Source organism: Streptomyces sp. NPDC048415 (genome assembly GCF_040651675.1).
Lineage (GTDB): Bacteria > Actinomycetota > Actinomycetes > Streptomycetales > Streptomycetaceae > Streptomyces.
In genome coordinates this window covers 47,917-62,727 of sequence record NZ_JBEZKJ010000048.1, presented here as the reverse complement: position 1 = coordinate 62,727, position 14,811 = coordinate 47,917, and the positions used below count along the sequence as shown (strand labels likewise).

The 14,811-nt window shown below is 70.0% G+C and carries 13 protein-coding genes; 9 read left to right on the top strand and 4 right to left on the bottom strand.

The annotated features are described in order from the left end of the window. The first annotated feature begins 260 nt into the window (after positions 1–260). The 5 genes from AB0D27_RS27525 (at position 261) to AB0D27_RS27505 (ending at position 3,811) form a co-directional block, all read left to right on the top strand. A complete protein-coding gene (locus tag AB0D27_RS27525) occupies positions 261–653 on the top strand; it encodes a DUF202 domain-containing protein (protein ID WP_362514019.1) in 393 nt (130 codons plus the stop codon). A gap of 4 nt (positions 654–657) precedes the next feature. Then, entirely contained in the window at positions 658–987 is a 330-nt protein-coding gene (locus AB0D27_RS27520) for a DUF202 domain-containing protein (protein WP_362514017.1), read from the top strand. A 146-nt stretch (positions 988–1,133) separates the two neighbouring features. Then, positions 1,134–1,430 carry a hypothetical protein gene (locus AB0D27_RS27515; RefSeq protein ID WP_362514014.1) on the top strand — a complete coding sequence of 99 codons (297 nt, stop codon included), beginning with the start codon at positions 1,134–1,136 and terminating at the stop codon, positions 1,428–1,430. A 137-nt stretch (positions 1,431–1,567) separates the two neighbouring features. Continuing rightward, positions 1,568–2,590 (top strand): phosphotransferase family protein, encoded by a 1,023-nt coding sequence (locus tag AB0D27_RS27510; RefSeq protein WP_362514032.1) that lies wholly within the window; start codon positions 1,568–1,570, stop codon positions 2,588–2,590. A gap of 6 nt (positions 2,591–2,596) precedes the next feature. Beyond that, positions 2,597–3,811, top strand: a complete 1,215-nt coding sequence (locus tag AB0D27_RS27505; RefSeq protein ID WP_362514012.1) for an acyl-CoA dehydrogenase family protein — start codon at positions 2,597–2,599, stop codon at positions 3,809–3,811. A 121-nt stretch (positions 3,812–3,932) separates the two neighbouring features. Here AB0D27_RS27505 and AB0D27_RS27500 read toward each other — a convergent pair whose 3' ends face one another. The 3 genes from AB0D27_RS27500 to AB0D27_RS27490 are packed head-to-tail and all read right to left on the bottom strand — an operon-like array spanning position 3,933 to position 6,990. After that, positions 3,933–4,526 (bottom strand): TetR/AcrR family transcriptional regulator, encoded by a 594-nt coding sequence (locus tag AB0D27_RS27500; RefSeq protein WP_362514009.1) that lies wholly within the window; start codon positions 4,524–4,526, stop codon positions 3,933–3,935. 41 nt (positions 4,527–4,567) lie between these two features. Next, entirely contained in the window at positions 4,568–6,229 is a 1,662-nt protein-coding gene (locus AB0D27_RS27495; protein ID WP_362514006.1) for an AMP-binding protein, read from the bottom strand. After that, positions 6,226–6,990 carry an SDR family oxidoreductase gene (locus AB0D27_RS27490; protein ID WP_362514004.1) on the bottom strand — a complete coding sequence of 255 codons (765 nt, stop codon included), beginning with the start codon at positions 6,988–6,990 and terminating at the stop codon, positions 6,226–6,228. The genes AB0D27_RS27495 and AB0D27_RS27490 overlap by 4 nt, the downstream gene beginning before the upstream one ends. Before the next feature lie 276 nt (positions 6,991–7,266). On the opposite strand from AB0D27_RS27490, the gene AB0D27_RS27485 reads away from it, so the two are divergent. Together AB0D27_RS27485 and AB0D27_RS27480 are read left to right on the top strand one after the other, a co-directional pair. Continuing rightward, positions 7,267–8,505: a DUF1343 domain-containing protein gene (locus AB0D27_RS27485; RefSeq protein WP_362514002.1), complete on the top strand. Its 1,239-nt coding sequence runs from the start codon at positions 7,267–7,269 to the stop codon at positions 8,503–8,505. A 91-nt stretch (positions 8,506–8,596) separates the two neighbouring features. Then, on the top strand, positions 8,597–9,919 hold the full coding sequence (locus AB0D27_RS27480; RefSeq protein WP_362513999.1) for a serine-threonine protein kinase: 1,323 nt from the start codon (positions 8,597–8,599) through the stop codon (positions 9,917–9,919). A gap of 213 nt (positions 9,920–10,132) precedes the next feature. Here AB0D27_RS27480 and AB0D27_RS27475 read toward each other — a convergent pair whose 3' ends face one another. Beyond that, positions 10,133–12,916, bottom strand: coding sequence for a penicillin acylase family protein (locus tag AB0D27_RS27475; protein ID WP_362513996.1), 2,784 nt, complete (start codon positions 12,914–12,916; stop codon positions 10,133–10,135). A 284-nt stretch (positions 12,917–13,200) separates the two neighbouring features. Between AB0D27_RS27475 and AB0D27_RS27470 the strand changes: the two genes are divergently transcribed. Together AB0D27_RS27470 and AB0D27_RS27465 are read left to right on the top strand one after the other, a co-directional pair. After that, complete coding sequence (locus AB0D27_RS27470) at positions 13,201–13,803, top strand: hypothetical protein (RefSeq protein ID WP_362514029.1); 603 nt, start codon at positions 13,201–13,203, stop codon at positions 13,801–13,803. Between the two features lie 80 nt (positions 13,804–13,883). After that, a complete protein-coding gene (locus AB0D27_RS27465) occupies positions 13,884–14,612 on the top strand; it encodes a 3-keto-5-aminohexanoate cleavage protein (protein ID WP_362513994.1) in 729 nt (242 codons plus the stop codon). Positions 14,613–14,811: the final 199 nt, after the last annotated feature.

The following is a 14,811-nucleotide window of genomic DNA, read 5'->3' as shown; positions in this document are numbered from 1 at the left end:
GTTGCGCCAGCGGTACGAAGGCGTGGCGGCCGTTTCGGCGGCGTACGACGGGGCCCCGAGCACGGGGACGGCGGTGAGCGCGGCGGCTGAGCTCGCCGCCGCCGCATGAAGGTACCGCGAGGAGGGCGGGGGTATGCCGAGGGCTTCGCTCGAGCGGGGGGACCCCCACGACGGGCTGAAAGCTGAAAGCAGCCCTTCCGGAGTTGGGTTCGGGGAGGGGGCGAAAGACCACCCGACCCCGGCCCGGTATCGTCCTCGACGTGATCGAAGTCGTGCGGAATGTCCGGTTGTGGTTCGCGCCTCAGGAGATCCGGGCGGAAGGCGGAACGCCGGACTACCGGTTCTCCCTGGCGAACGAGCGGACCTTCCTCGCCTGGCTGCGCACAGCACTCGCCCTCATCGGCGGCGGCTTCGCCGTGGACCAGTTCCTCCCCGACCTGCGCTGGGGCTGGCGAGTCGGCCTGGCCCTCGCCCTGCTGGCGGCAGGCGTCCTGTGCGCACTGCGCGCGGTCAACCACTGGATCCGCTGCGAGTGCGCGATGCGCAGAGGCGAAGACCTGCCGGTCTCCCGCTTCCCGGCGATACTGAGCATCGCCGTCGCGGTCGTCGCCATCGCGATGCTCGTCGTCGTCCTCGCCGGCTGGGCGGGATGACCCGATGACCCCGCCCCCCGGGGACGGACGGGACCCGGGCCTCCAGCCGGAACGCACGCGCCTGGCCTGGCGCCGTACGACCCTCTCCAGCACCGTCGCCGCCGTACTCGCCATGAAGACGGCGCTGCAAAGCGGCGGCTCGGCGGCCGGTGTCGTGGCCTGCGCGCTGTGCTGCGCGCTGTGGCTGGCTTTCCTGGCGGTCGCCCACCGCCGCATCCACGCGCTGGCGACCGCGGGCCCGAGCGGCCCGCCCGCGCTCACGCCCCGGCACGCGACGGCGGCCACCCTGTGCACGCTGGCACTGGCCGTGTGCGCGGCGGCACTGGTGTTCTGAGAGCCGGTCGCGAAGGCCGATCGCCTCGCCTCCTCCTCGACCCTCCGGGGTACCCGGTCGGCACATAAGACTGAATTGCCGGAATTAGGATGGTTTGGAGCGTTAGCCTGAGCCGTCATTCCACGCCACTTCCGAAGGTGAGCACCATGACCCTCCTTCATCAGGAGCACCCCACCCACGAGCACGTCCACGGCCCGGACTGCGGCCACGCCGAGGTGCGGCACGGGGACCACGTCGACTACGCGCACGACGGACATCTGCACCGCGAGCACTCCGGCCACTGGGACGAGTGCGAGCCGAGCGGCCATGTCGCGCACGACGGCCACGGCCACCAGCACGGCGAGGGCTGCGGCCACTCCGCGGTGGCGCACGGCGACCACCTCGACTACGTCCACGACGGCCACCGGCACGCCGAGCACGAGGGGCACTGGGACGACCACTGAGTCCTCGGGCCAACCCGGCGTCTCCCCGGTCTCACCGATTCCGGGGAGACGCCGATCACGTTTCGCGCACCCACTGGACGACATACCGACCGGTCGGCATCATAGTCACGTCCGGTTTTCCGTGCGTAGGAGCAATGATGAGCCCAGACCACCCGCCAGGTCTCGATCTCGACCAGTTGCGCGGCCTGCTCGACCGTGAGCGGCCCGGACTGGTGGACGGCCCCCTGACCGGCCGACTGATCGAAGGCGGACGGTCGAACCTCACGTACGCGGTCACCGACGGCGCCGCGAAGTGGGTCGTACGACGGCCTCCACTGGGGCATGTGCTGGCCACTGCGCACGACATGAGGCGCGAGCACCGGGTGATCAGCGCGCTGCACCCGACGGCCGTGCCGGTGCCCCGCACGGTGCTGCTGTGCGAGGACGAGTCGGTGCTCGGCGCGCCGTTCTATGTCATGGAGTTCGTGGAGGGCACGCCCTACCGCACCGCCGAGCAGCTCGCCCCGCTCGGCCCGCAGCGCACCCGCGACGCGGTGCTCGGGCTCGTGGACACACTGGTCGAACTGCACTCGGTGGATCCCGCCGAGGTGGGCCTCGCGGACTTCGGCCGGCCCGAGGGCTTCCTCGACCGGCAACTGCGCCGCTGGGGTAAGCAGTTGGACGCCTCCAGGAACCGTGAGCTCGCCGGGATCGACGAACTGCAGGCGGCCCTGGGACGCGAACTCCCGAACTCCCCCAAGCCCGCCGTCGTACACGGTGACTATCGGCTCGACAACGTCCTGATCGGCACCGACGACCGGATCAAGGCCGTCCTGGACTGGGAGATGTCCACGCTCGGTGACCCGCTCACCGACCTCGGGCTGCTCGTCATGTACAGCGCGCCCCTGGACCTGCCCGACTCCCCCATCAGCACGACCGCTTCGGCCGCCGGGCACCCGAAGCCGGCCGAGATCGTCGAACGGTACGCCGCGCGCTCGGGGCGCGACGTGTCCGCCGTCTCCTGGTACACGGCCTTCGCCTGGTTCAAGCTCGCCGTGATCCTCGAGGGCATCCACTACCGCTACACGCTCGGCCAGACGGTCGGCGCGGGCTTCGACCGCATCGGTGAGCTGGTCCCCTTCTTCATCGAGCACGGCCTGACCACCCTTCAGGAGGGCTGATCCGCCATGGACTTCGCATTCGACGCGCACACCGAGGAACTGCGCCGGAAGCTGCTCGCCTTCATGGACGAGTACGTCTATCCGGCGGAGGCCGTCGCCGAGGAGCAGCGCGCCCAGCTGGCCTCGCCGTGGGACACCCCCGCCGTGGTCGGGGAGTTGAAGGCCGAGGCCCGCAGGCAGGGCCTGTGGAACCTCTTCCTCCCCGACTCCGAGTACGGGGCCGGTCTCACCAACCTCCAGTACGCGCCGCTCGCCGAGATCACCGGCCGCAGCCCGCACTTGGCGCCCACCGCGCTGAACTGCGCCGCGCCGGACACCGGCAACATGGAGGTGCTGGCCCAGTTCGGGGACGAGCAGCAGAAGAAGCAGTGGCTGGAGCCGCTGCTCGCCGGCGAGATCCGCTCGGCGTTCGCGATGACCGAGCCCGATGTGGCCTCCTCCGACGCCACGAACATCACCACGCTGATCGAGCGGGATGGTGACGACTACGTCATCACCGGCCGCAAGTGGTACATCTCCGGGGCGATGAACCCGGACTGCAAGATCTTCATCGTGATGGGCAAGACGGACCCCGAGGGCCCGGACATCCGCCGTCAGCAGTCCATGGTCCTCGTGCCGCGTGACACGCCCGATCTCGAAGTGCGGCGCGCCATGCAGGTGTACGGCTACGAGGACCACTCCCACGGCGGGCACGCGGAGGTCGCCTTCGACCACGTCCGCGTCCCCGTCAGCAATCTGGTCGGCGAGGAGGGCGGCGGCTTCGCCATCGCCCAGGCGCGGCTGGGTCCTGGCCGCATCCACCACTGCATGCGGCTGATCGGCATGGCCGAGCGGGCGATCGAGCTGATGTGCCGCCGGGCCGTGTCCCGTACGGCGTTCGGCAAGCCGCTGGCCCAGCAGGGCGTGGTCCAGAACTGGATCGCCGACGCGCGCGTGGCCGTCGAGCAGCTCCGTCTGCTGGTCCTGAAGACCGCGTGGATGATGGACACGGTCGGCAACAGGGGCGCCCACACCGAGATCCAGGCCATCAAGATCGCCACCCCGCGCACGGTCGTCGACATCCTCGACAAGGCCGTCCAGCTCCACGGGGCCGGCGGCGTCAGCCAGGACTTCCCGCTGGCCGAACTCTGGGCCAGCGCCCGCACCCTGAAACTCGCCGACGGCCCGGACGAGGTCCACCAGCGCTCGCTGGCACAACGGGAGATCAAGCGGTACGTGTGACGATGTCAGCCCGTCCGGCGTTTGAGGACGAGCGCGGAGCGCGATAGGCGGGGCCTCCGGGGGCGGACCCCCCAGGCACGGGAAGCGTAGGGGCGGAGGGGGCGAAAACCCCACCCGCCCGCTACGGACGCAGCGCCCGCAGCAGCAGATCGGCCAGGTGGTCGGCGACCTCTTGCGGGGTGAGGGGACCGTCCGGGCGGTACCACGTCGACAGGTGGTGGACGGACCCGAAGTGGTAGTCGACGACCAGGTCGGCCGGCGTGGCCGTGGAGAAGACGCCCTTCTTCTGGCCCTCCTCGACGAGCGCGCGGAAACGCTCGTGATAGAGGCGGCGCTCCGCGCGCACCTGCTTGTGCTTCTCAGGGCTCAGATGATGCATCGACCGGAAGAAGATCGACGCGTCGTCGAGGTTGTCGATCGTCGTGACGACCACATCGGCCGCAGCCCCCCGCAACCGCTCCTCGACGGGCGCGTCGGCCCCGGCGAAGGCGTCCAGCCGCTCCTGCTGAATGCGCAGCACGCGCGCGTACACCTCGTGCAGCAGGTCGTCCTTGGAGCCGAAGTAGTGGTACAGCGCCCCCTTGGTGACGCCCGCCGCCTCGACGATCTCCTGCACGGAGGTCCGGTCGTAACCCTGCTCCGCGAAGAGCCGGGTGGCGGCGGCCAGCAGCCGCTGCGGGACGGGCGTACCGTCACCGTCCGTCGTCCTGGGCACTGCCGCCACCTGCCTTCCGAGCGTTGTCGTGCGAAGAATGTCTACTGAGTCTCGTGGGACCGGGAACGAAGCTCCCGACGGAGGATCTTCCCACTCGCCGTCTTCGGCAAGTCGGGCAGGATCTCCACCTGACGCGGATATTTGTAAGCGGCCAGTCTCTCCTTGCAGTACGCGGCGAGCGACTCGGGGTCCTCCTCGGCACCCGGACGCAGGCTGATGTACGCCTTGACGGTCTCGCCACGGTAGCCGTCGGGTACGCCGACGACAGCCGCCTCCCGCACCGCCTGGTGCGTGTAGAGGACGTCCTCGACCTCCCGGGGCCACACCTTGAAGCCGGACGCGTTGATCATGTCCTTCTTGCGGTCGACCACGTAGAGCCAGCCGTCGGGGTCCATGAAACCGATGTCCCCCGTACGCAGCTCACCGTCCGGGAAGGCCTCGGCGGTGGCTTCGGGGCGCCGCCAGTAACCGGAGACGACCTGCGGCCCCCGTACGACGATCTCGCCCTGCTCCCCGAACGGCACCTCCTGGCCCAGCTCGTCGAGGATGCGTACGACCGTGTCCGGGCCCGGCACGCCCACGGCCAGCGTCCCGGAGACCGGGTCCACCGGCGCCTCCCGGCCCGGCGGCACGGAGGCGCAGGGCGCGGTGCACTCGGTGAGCCCATAGCCGTTGCGGATGTAGGGCCCGAAGCCGGCCCGGAACTTCTCCACCAGGGCGGGCGGCAGCGGGGCGCCGCCGGAGGAGATGTTGACGAAGGAGGAGAAGTGCTCGGGGGTGACCGCCGAATGCGCGGCCAGCGCCATGAAGGCGGTCGACGGGCCGACCGTGTAGTGGGGCCGGTGCTCGGCGAACGCGTCGAGCACGACGCCCGCCTCGAAGCGGTACGCGAGGACCAGCGTGCCCGCGCTGTTGAGGCATGCGGAGAGCTGGCAGACCATCCCGGTGATGTGGAAGAGGGGCGCCATCGCGAAGTAGACGGGTCCATCGGCCAGACCGAGGCCCGTCCGCTGCCGCTCGGCGACGTACATGATGTTGCCGTGCGTGTTGGTGGCTCCCTTGGGGGTGCCGCTCGTGCCCGAGGTGTAGCTGATCAGCGCGATGTCGGTGGGGCTCGCGGCGCGGCCCTCGGGGGCCTTGTGGCCCTGTCGGGCGACGTTCACGAGGTCGTCGGCGTCCTCGGCGAGCGGCAGCCGCTCGAAGTTCAGCACGCGCGCGTCGTGACGAGTTTGGATATCCAACTCACAGGCCGTCAGCACGACGCGTACGGATGAGTCGGCGGCCGTCTCGCGCAGATACGACTCCCACGCGCGGTCGGAGCAGACGAGGGCGCCGACTTGTGCGTCGTTGAGTACGTGGCGGACCTCGCCCGACTTGTACATCGGGTTGACCGGCACGACGGTCGCGCCCGCCTTCCAGGCGCCCAGCAGGGCGAGCACGAAGTGCGGGGAGTTCTGCAGCAGGATCGCGACCCGGTCGCCGCGCTCCAGGCCGCGGGCGGCGAGGTGCCCGGCGACCGAGTCGCTCAGCTCGTCCACCTCGCGGTAGCTCAGCCGCCCGTCGAAGTAGGCGAGGGCGGTGCGGTCCGGGGTGCGCGCCACGGTGTCGCGGAGGGCGTCCACCAGGGAGTCGGCGGGGCTGACCGGGGCGCGCTGGGCTTCGTTGAGCAGGGCCACCCAGGGCCGGTCGGCGTAGCTGGTCATCGGCCCGCCTCCCACTTCTGCTGGATGTGGTTCATGGTGCTCAGCCAGCGGTCGGGCTCCGTGGCCCGGACCTGGTAGTACCCGGCGACCTCGGGGTGCGGCAGGATCAGGAAGCGGTCCTCCTCGATCCCCTTGAAGAGCGCGTCGGCGACATCCTCCGGCTCGATGGCCGTCGGCTGGAGCACCAGGTCGCCCGCGCTGCCGGTGGCGTCGAGCATGTCGGTGCGCACGCCCTGGGGACAGATCGCGTGCACCTTGAGGCCGCGGTGGCGGTAGGTCAGCGACAGCCACTCGGCGAAGGCGTACGCGCCGTGCTTGGTGACGCTGTAGGGAGCGGCGCCGATCATGGTGAGCAGTCCGGCGGCCGAGACGGTGGAGACGAAACGGCCGCTGCCGCGCTCAAGCCAGCCCGGAAGCAGCTCCTGGGCGGCGCGCACATGCGCCATCACATTGACGTCCCAGGCGAGCGCCCACACCTTCTGGTCGGCCGCCTCGGAACCGGCCGAGGCGACGCCCGCGTTGGCGCAGTACACATCGACCGTGCCGCCGAGGGCGTCCCGGGCCTCGGCCACGATCACGGACGCGTCGCCCGGGACCGCGATACCGCCGATCTCGTCGGCCACGGCCTTGGCCTTGGCGGCGTCCAGGTCGTTCACGACGACCCTGGCCCCCTCGGCGGCGAAGCGGCGGGCCAGCGCGGCCCCGATACCGCCTCCCGCTCCGGTGACGACCACTCCCGCATCCTGCACGGCTTGCACCATCGGTCTCCTTCGACGCGACGCGAATCGGCTCTGCTGCGCCACCAGACTAACCGGTCGGTATGTTGCAGGGAAGGGCGGCCCACGCTCGGTCAGTGGCACGAAGGACTGCGCCGGACAGGGGCGCGAGGAACTGCGCCGCACAGAGGCGCGGGGCACTACGCCGCACAGGGGCGCGCGGAACTGCGCGACAAGCCACGGACAACCGCAGCCTACGAACTTCCCGCGGGAGCGCTTAGCGTGCCTACGCCAACCTTCCGCAATCACGGAGGTCACACCATGCGCCTGTCCAGACGGTCCCTGCTCGCCGCCGGCACCGCCGCGGCGGCCCTGACACCGGCGCCGGCCACGGCACCCGAACGCAGCGGCCGCGGGCTGCGTACCGGCTTCGAGCGCCTGACCGATGACGGCTACGCCCCACTCCGCGGCCGGCGCATCGGCGTCGTCACGAACCCCACCGGCATCACCCGCGACGTACGCCACATCGTCGACGTCATGCACGCCGACGACCGCGTGGACCTGGTCGCCGTCTTCGGCCCCGAGCACGGCTTCCGCGGCACCGCGCAGGCGGGCGGGTCCGAGGGCCGCTACGACGACCCGGCGACCGGGCTTCCCGTCTACGACACGTACCTGAAGAGCGGCCAACCGCTCGCCGACATCTTCACGGCCTCCGGCGTGGACACCGTCGTCTTCGACATCCAGGACGTGGGCGCGCGCTTCTACACGTACATCTGGACGCTCTACGACTGCATGGAGGCGGCCCAGCTCGCGGGCAAGCGTTTCGTGGTGCTGGACCGGCCGAACCCGGTGACCGGGCGCGAGGCCCAAGGACCCGTACTGCACAAGGAGTTCGCGACCTTCGTCGGACGGCAGCCGATCGCGCAGGCGCACGGGATGACGGTGGCGGAGCTGGCGCGGCTGTTCAACGGGGAGTTCCTGGCGGCCCCGGTGGCGCTGGACACCGTACTGATGTCGGGTTGGAAGCGATCGGACTTCTATGACGCCTCCGGCCTGCCGTGGGTGCCGCCGAGCCCGAACATGCCGACGGCCGACACCGCCCTGGTGTATTCGGGGACGTGCCTCTTCGAGGGAACGAATCTGTCGGAGGGCCGGGGCACGACGCGCCCGTTCGAGCTGCTCGGCGCGGACGGTATCGACGGGCGGTGGGCTGCGGCGGCCGGTCAACTCGGGCTTCCCGGCGTGTACTTCAGGGAGGCGTACTTCGCTCCCACCTTCTCCAAGTTCCAGGGCAAGACCATCGGGGGCGTACAGATCCATGTGCACGACCGGGCCGCGTACGACCCCGTGCGCACCGGCGTTGCCCTCCTGGCGTCCGCCAAGAAGGTATGGAGCGGCTTCACCTGGCGCTCCGACCACTGGATCGACAAGCTGACGGGCTCGACACTGGTGCGCACGATGATCGACGCGGGAGCCGCGGCCGACGAGATCGTGGCGGCCTGGCAGGACGAACTGAGGGCATTCCAGCGGGTACGGAAGGAGTACCTCCTCTACGGCTGAGTTACGGATGAGTCGCGAAGTATGGCCAACCTTCGCCCCCGGGAGGACGATGCGCCCACATCACACCTCCCAGGGGACGAGGGGGCTTGTCATGGCGGATCCGGCAGTGAGTGTTTCTCCCTACTGGGAACTGACGTTTGACGCGGACGGGGATGTCGACGGCCGGGAGCGGGACCGGCTGCTCGAGGAGGTGCCGGGGCGCGGGGTCCTGGACCTGATCGTCTTCGCCCACGGCTGGAACAACGACCGCTCGGGCGCGACCCGCCTCTACAGCCACTTCTTCGAACCCGTCCCCGCGCTGGCCCCGCAGGCGCGCCTGGGATACGTGGGAGTGGTGTGGCCCTCGATGCGGTTCTCGGACGAGCCGATCCCCGACTTCCCCTCGTCGCTCGCCCCCGACATCCCCGCAGCTGCCCGGCCGGTGCTCGACAAGAACACCCGGCACGCCCTTTTGGAGGTGTTCCCCGGCCGCGCGACGGTGGTCGAGCAGATCGCCCGACTGCTGGACCAACAGCCCGACGAAGGAGCCTCGCTGGAGGAGTTCGGGCGCCTCGTACGGCTGCTCGTCGAGGTACGGCCACAGGGCCCGCAGGCCTCCTTCGGAGCGGACACCCTGGCCGAGGGGGTGCCGGAGAGCGATCCCGAGATGCTCTTCGGGGACACGGCGACGGTCTGCGGTGAGTTCGCCCAGGCACTGGCCGAGACGGAGTCTCCCGGCAGCGCGTCGTTCGCGCTGCCACGACTGTGGGACGGCGCGCACGAACTGCTGCGCCAGGCCACGTACTACGCGATGAAACGGCGCGCCGGCACGGTCGGTGAGCGCGGGCTCGGACGCGCGATCGGGCAGCTCGCCCAGGCGGCACCCGACGTGCGGGTGCATCTCGTCGGGCACAGCTTCGGCGGACGGCTGGTCTCCTTCGCCCTGCGCGGACTGCCCGAGGGCGTGCGCTCGGTGAAGTCCGTGACTCTGCTCCAAGGGGCCTTCTCCCACTACGCGTTCGCGGCGCGGCTGCCGCACGATCCCCGCTCGAGCGGCGTTCTGCACGGCCAGCAGAACCGTGTCGACGGTCCCCTGGTGTGCTGCCACTCCCACTTCGACTCGGCGCTGGGCGCGATCTACCCCCTGGCTTCACGGATGGCCGGCGACTCCCGGTCGGCCACGGCGGACTTCGGCATCGGGCAGATGCTGGGCGCCAAGTGGGGGGCGATGGGCCACGACGGGGTACAGGCGGTGCCGGGTACGCGGACGTTCACACTCGCCGACGCCCTGCGCACACAGCTGCCCACCTCGGGGTGCGTGAACGTCGACGCCGCCGCGGTGGTCAGGCGTGGTGGGCCCCCTGCCGGGGCCCACAGCGACATCTGCCACCGGGAACTAGCTCAGGTGGTGCTGGCGGCGGGCCGCATTCGGTGAGGCACCGGCGCCAACGCTGGTTGGCCAACAGGCGTTGGCGAACAGGCGTTGGCGAACAGGTATCTACCTGTGGCTGTTGGCAAACGCCCGTTGGCCAACGACCGTTGGCCGACGGGCGCTAGTCAACGAGCGTTGGCCAACGGGCGTGGACGAAACGACCGTTGGCCAACAGACATAGGCAAAACGCACGTTGGCCAACACCCGTAGGCACCGTCACCGATGCGACGTGTACTCCACCACCTGCTGGAAGGTCGGCCGGTTCTGCCAGCTGATCTTGCCGTGCTTGATGCCGCCGAGCGCCCGCTGGACGATCGAGTCGGCGCACCACTGGTCGCCCGCCGAGCACTGGTCGTCGCCGGGGTAGACGTCGGACGCCGTCTTGCCCGCCGCCTCCTTCAGCGTGCTGATCAGGGCGTCCCGGCAGGCGCTGAGGCTGCCGGAGCCGCAGTACTTCTGCGACAGGCCGCCCTGCACCGACTCCCCGAGAACCGCCCGGATGTCCTTGTCGACATAGCTCCACCAGCCGTACTGGAAGGAGCTTCCGGCGTGCGAGCCGGTCGGCCCGTGCGCGGCCGACGGGGACTCGTCGACGGGGAGGTTGTTGCTGATCGCGGTGTACAGGTCGCTGCCGAGACCCGGCTGGAATTCCGCCTTCACCAGCAGCGGCCACCAGGCGTCCAGCATGCGGATCGCGTCGGCGTTGGCGTAGGTGTGCGATCCGGACGAGGTCTCCGTGCGCTTGGCGCCCGCCGCCACCCAGGCGGAGAGCTTGCTGACGGCGGCCGCGGCCGTGGAGTCGGTCACCGGCGAGCTGTTGACGACCTTCAGCAGCTTCGGCAGCACGTCCTCGGCCCGCAGGTCGGCGAGCGCCGCGTCGGCCATGGCCTTCACCAGCGCCGACCGGGTCACTCCGCCCGCCGCGACCAGTTTCTTCACCCGGTCCTCCAGCAGGTTGCCGCGGTGGACCGAGCCGTCACCCCAGGAGGCTGTCGTGTAGTCCTTGGCCTGCTTGTTGTTCCAGGAGATGTAGTAGTCCTGGTCGACGGAGTTGGGGTGGGCGGACGCCGGGGTGTAGTCGGCCGTGTTCGTCGCCGGGTCCCAGTTCCTCCACTCGTACGCGGACTGCGCCCACACCGGGAACTCGGCGTCGACGCCGGTGGCGCGCACCGGGTTGTAGCCGCTGTTGTAGTACGCGGTGTGCGCGGAGTCGGCGTAGAACCAGTTGAAGGTGTAGTTGATGTGCTGCACCGCGCTCTGGAAGGTCGCCGGGCTCTTCACGTAGTCCGGGTCGTTGAGCATCTGGAAGCCGATGATCGAGTCGGCCTCGTGCATGAAAGAGGAGCGCAGGGTGGTGTACGCGACCTTCTTGCCGCCGACGGTCGCGCGGTACTGCACCGGACCGTACTTGGTCCGGTAGACCTGCATCCGGTACGAGCCCGCCGCGGTGCCGTCGGCGACAGTCGGCTTCCAGGAGTTGGTCTGCTCGACCTTGTCCATGGCCGTGCAGGTGCCGTGGTACAGGTAGTGGTAATCGTCCTGGCACAGCTCGACGGCGTAGGTGTCGATGATGTCCTGGCCGGAGGTGGTCGCGCTCCAGGAGTAGTCCTGGCCGCGGCCGAGTTCGACGTACATGCTCAGACCGGCGAAGGAGGCGCCTCGGGCGCTGAGGCCCGGGCCCTGGATCTCCTGGAGCATGAGCAGCTGTGGCGCGAAGTAGCCGGTCTGCGGGCCGAAGACGGCGATCGGGTGGCCGCTGGCGGTGTACTTGCCGCTCACCACGAGGGCGTTGGACATGCCGCGCTTTGCCGAGGTGAGGGAGGTGGCGGCGGCCGTGGCCGAGGCGCTGGTGGCACTGGACGTGGCCGCGCTGCCGGTGCGGTCGTAGACGAGCTGCTCCTGGGCGACCGAGCCGGCGTCGGGCAGGGCCTCGCCCTGCGCGGAGGCGGGCTTCGACGCGTACGGGAAGCTCTCTCCGTCATGGACGGTGAGCACCGCCTCCGCGTCGTTGCGCTCGCGGAAGGACTCCCAGAGCTTGGTGCCCTCGGTGACGCCGTACTTGGACTGGGCGGAGAGGAGTGAGAGGGCGTTGTTGACCTCGCCGCCGCCTCCGGAACCGAAGAGTGAGCCGATGACGGAGGCCAGCGCGACCAGGTCGGTGAGCTTGAAGTGGTCGATGGTGCCGGCGTTGGTGATGGAGTCCTTGTGGCCGGTCAGGACGTATTCACCGGGGAAGTACCGGCCGCTGTCGGAGGCGTCGATGTAGGCGTTGATGCCGTCGACATAGGCCTTGGAGTCGGCGAGGGCCTGTGTGCCGCGGGCGCCGGCGCCCGCGGTGGCGCTGTCGATCTGGGCCTGGAGATCGGCCTCGGTGTAGGGCGCGTTGCGCCAGAACTCCTGTTCAAGGCCCTGGTTGGAGGCCGCGCCGCCGGCGAAGGTGGTCAGCTGGCCGCGTCCGACGTGCCGGAAGACGTCCATCAGCCACAACCGGTCCTGGGCGGCGGCGTATCCGGCGCCGTACTCGGTGCCGTAGCGGGTGGTGCCGGTGATGTGCGGGACGCCGGTCTTCTTGTCACGGACGATCGTGACGTCGCTGCGCGGCTTGGTGGTCGAGGCGACCTGGTCCGAAGCGACGCCGAAGGACGCGTCGTTGAAGAAGTCATTGACCTTGGCATCGGTGAGCGTGGAGTAGCCGGAAGCCAGGTTGCCGTAGGGGGCGAGCTGGTCCTCGGCGTGGTCCGGCTGGGTGCCGAAGGCCTGGTTGAGGAGGACTTGGGCGAGGGTCGCGTTGCCGTTCTCGCCGGGCGGGAGGATGTCGGAGCACTGACCGCCGCAGTAGTCGTTCGCGGCGGCGGCCGTTGTGTCGGCGGCCGCCGCCTGGGAAAGCGGTGACAAAAGACCCGCAACGAGCACGCATATGGATGCGGTCTTGAGGAACTTGGGGGTTCTGCGGGGAGTTCTCAGTCTGTCGAGCATGGTGCGTGGGGTGCGCCGTGGCATGGCAGCTCCTCCCGACTGGGGTGGGCTGGACGTTACCGCCGGTATCCCCGGGATTGAAGATGAACAACCGTCAGTTTTTGGATTTCATCGCGGCCGGACAGCGTCATCGACAGGCGGCTGACAGCGGCGGGAGGTAGGCCGGGAGCGACTCGGCGGGTGGCTTATGGCGGTCATCGAAAAAAGGATGGAGCCGAATCGCTTGTCGATACGTCTATTCGGCGACGTCCGTACGACGACGCCGAAGTGACCGAAGTTCAGGTGCAGGTGTGACGGAGGTGCAGGCGATGGCCGGTTTTCGGAGTCTGGCGAGACAGGTGCGAGATCCGAGGTGCGATCTGGCACTGCGGCGCTATTCACTGCGCAAGTGCCTTGAGCGGTTCGCCCCTTACGGACATCGGGCGACCTGGGACCATCTCTGCTCCCGGGCCGGATTCGGTCCCGAGGACCGCTCCCCGGATCCGGCGCGGCTCGTGGCCGCACTGGACGAACTGGAGGAGGCCCGCTCCGTCTGGCTCGCCTACGAGGTCGAGTTCGCGCAGCGTCGTAAGAAGGAGAAGCATGACGGGCTGCGCAGGCCGGGCAGTGTCGACGACTGGCACCGGCTGACCTGGGGCGGCTGCGGGGTCGCATGGTGCGACGATCCCCGGATCCACCCCCATGGACCACTGGCCGAGGTACTGCGCCGACTGATCGCCGCACTGGAGCGCGAGCCGGGCAGGGTCTGCCCGGTGTGCGCCGGGGAGCGCCTCACCTGGAAGTACGACCTGGCCCACGAACCGTCGTCGGGTCCGGTCTGCGCGAGCTGCGGAATCGTGGTGCCGCGGCCCGTTCTGACGCCCGAGGCGATACTTCAGGCCAGGCGCGGCCGGCTCCTTGTGTCGGCGTAAGGGCTCCGCAGGGTCGAACGGCTGGGTGGGTCGCCGCACTCAACGGGGGGTTGTCAGTGGCGCCTGGCACCATCGGGGGCATGGTGCAAGTCTGTCTGAACGGAGCGCGCGGACCGGCCGACGGTGCGGTCGTGCCGATGTCACCCGGGGCGATGGCCCAGTCCGCGGCCGAGGCCGTCGCGGCCGGGGCCACGGACATCCATGTCCACCCCAAGTCCCCTTGCGGGCAGGACACCTTGTCGCCGAAGGCCCTCGCGGCGACGCTCGAGGCGATACGGGCACGGGTGGGCGTGCCGGTCGGGGTGACCACGGGCGCGTGGGCGGAGCCCGACCCGGCCGCCCGAGTGGAGTACGTCCGTTCCTGGACGGCCCTGCCCGACCACGCCTCGGTCAACTGGCATGAGCCGGGGGCGGAAGAGGTCGCGGCGGCGCTCCTCGACCGCGGGGTCGGCGTGGAAGCGGGCATCTGGTCCGGCACTCAGGGCGCCGCACGGTTCGCCGCGTCGCCGCTCGGGCCACGGGTGCTGCGGGTCCTGGCCGAGGTGACGGACACCTCGCCCGTGACGGTGGAGAAGTCGGCCCGCGCCCTCCTCGCGGACCTCGGCACCGCCCACGGCCGCCCCGTGCTGCTGCACGGCGCGGAGGGCAGCGCCTGGCCGGTGCTGCGCCTCGCGGGACGCCTGCGGCTCGCCACCCGGATCGGCCTGGAGGACACGTTGGTCCTCCCGGACGGGGAGCGGGCGATATCCAACGGTCAGCTGGTAGCGGAGGGGTTGGCCCAGTACGAGGCGGTCCAGCGTTCGTCGTAGGGTCAAGCCGGACCCGGAGCTCGGACACGACCCTGTCCTCGACGCCGTCGAGCCAGATGAACGGCGAGCAGTCGACGAGCAGTTCGTCGATGCGCTGTTCACGCAGTGCGCGAAGTGGGCGTCGGCGACGGGGTGCGGAAGCCACAGGTCGAGGAGCGGGCACAGTTCGTCGATGCGCTGTTCGCGCGCTGCGCGAAGT

What these genes read in the sequence shown, in the direction of transcription:
- AB0D27_RS27520 (WP_362514017.1), top strand. Translation starts at nt 658, where the DNA reads ATGACCCCGCCCCCCGGGGACGGACGGGACCCGGGCCTCCAGCCGGAA.
- AB0D27_RS27485 (WP_362514002.1), top strand. Translation starts at nt 7,267, where the DNA reads ATGCGCCTGTCCAGACGGTCCCTGCTCGCCGCCGGCACCGCCGCGGCG.
- AB0D27_RS27515 (WP_362514014.1), top strand. Translation starts at nt 1,134, where the DNA reads ATGACCCTCCTTCATCAGGAGCACCCCACCCACGAGCACGTCCACGGC.
- AB0D27_RS27475 (WP_362513996.1), bottom strand. Translation starts at nt 12,916, where the DNA reads ATGCCACGGCGCACCCCACGCACCATGCTCGACAGACTGAGAACTCCC.
- AB0D27_RS27505 (WP_362514012.1), top strand. Translation starts at nt 2,597, where the DNA reads ATGGACTTCGCATTCGACGCGCACACCGAGGAACTGCGCCGGAAGCTG.
- AB0D27_RS27465 (WP_362513994.1), top strand. Translation starts at nt 13,884, where the DNA reads ATGGTGCAAGTCTGTCTGAACGGAGCGCGCGGACCGGCCGACGGTGCG.
- AB0D27_RS27510 (WP_362514032.1), top strand. Translation starts at nt 1,568, where the DNA reads ATGAGCCCAGACCACCCGCCAGGTCTCGATCTCGACCAGTTGCGCGGC.
- AB0D27_RS27495 (WP_362514006.1), bottom strand. Translation starts at nt 6,229, where the DNA reads ATGACCAGCTACGCCGACCGGCCCTGGGTGGCCCTGCTCAACGAAGCC.
- AB0D27_RS27490 (WP_362514004.1), bottom strand. Translation starts at nt 6,990, where the DNA reads ATGGTGCAAGCCGTGCAGGATGCGGGAGTGGTCGTCACCGGAGCGGGA.
- AB0D27_RS27470 (WP_362514029.1), top strand. Translation starts at nt 13,201, where the DNA reads ATGGCCGGTTTTCGGAGTCTGGCGAGACAGGTGCGAGATCCGAGGTGC.
- AB0D27_RS27480 (WP_362513999.1), top strand. Translation starts at nt 8,597, where the DNA reads ATGGCGGATCCGGCAGTGAGTGTTTCTCCCTACTGGGAACTGACGTTT.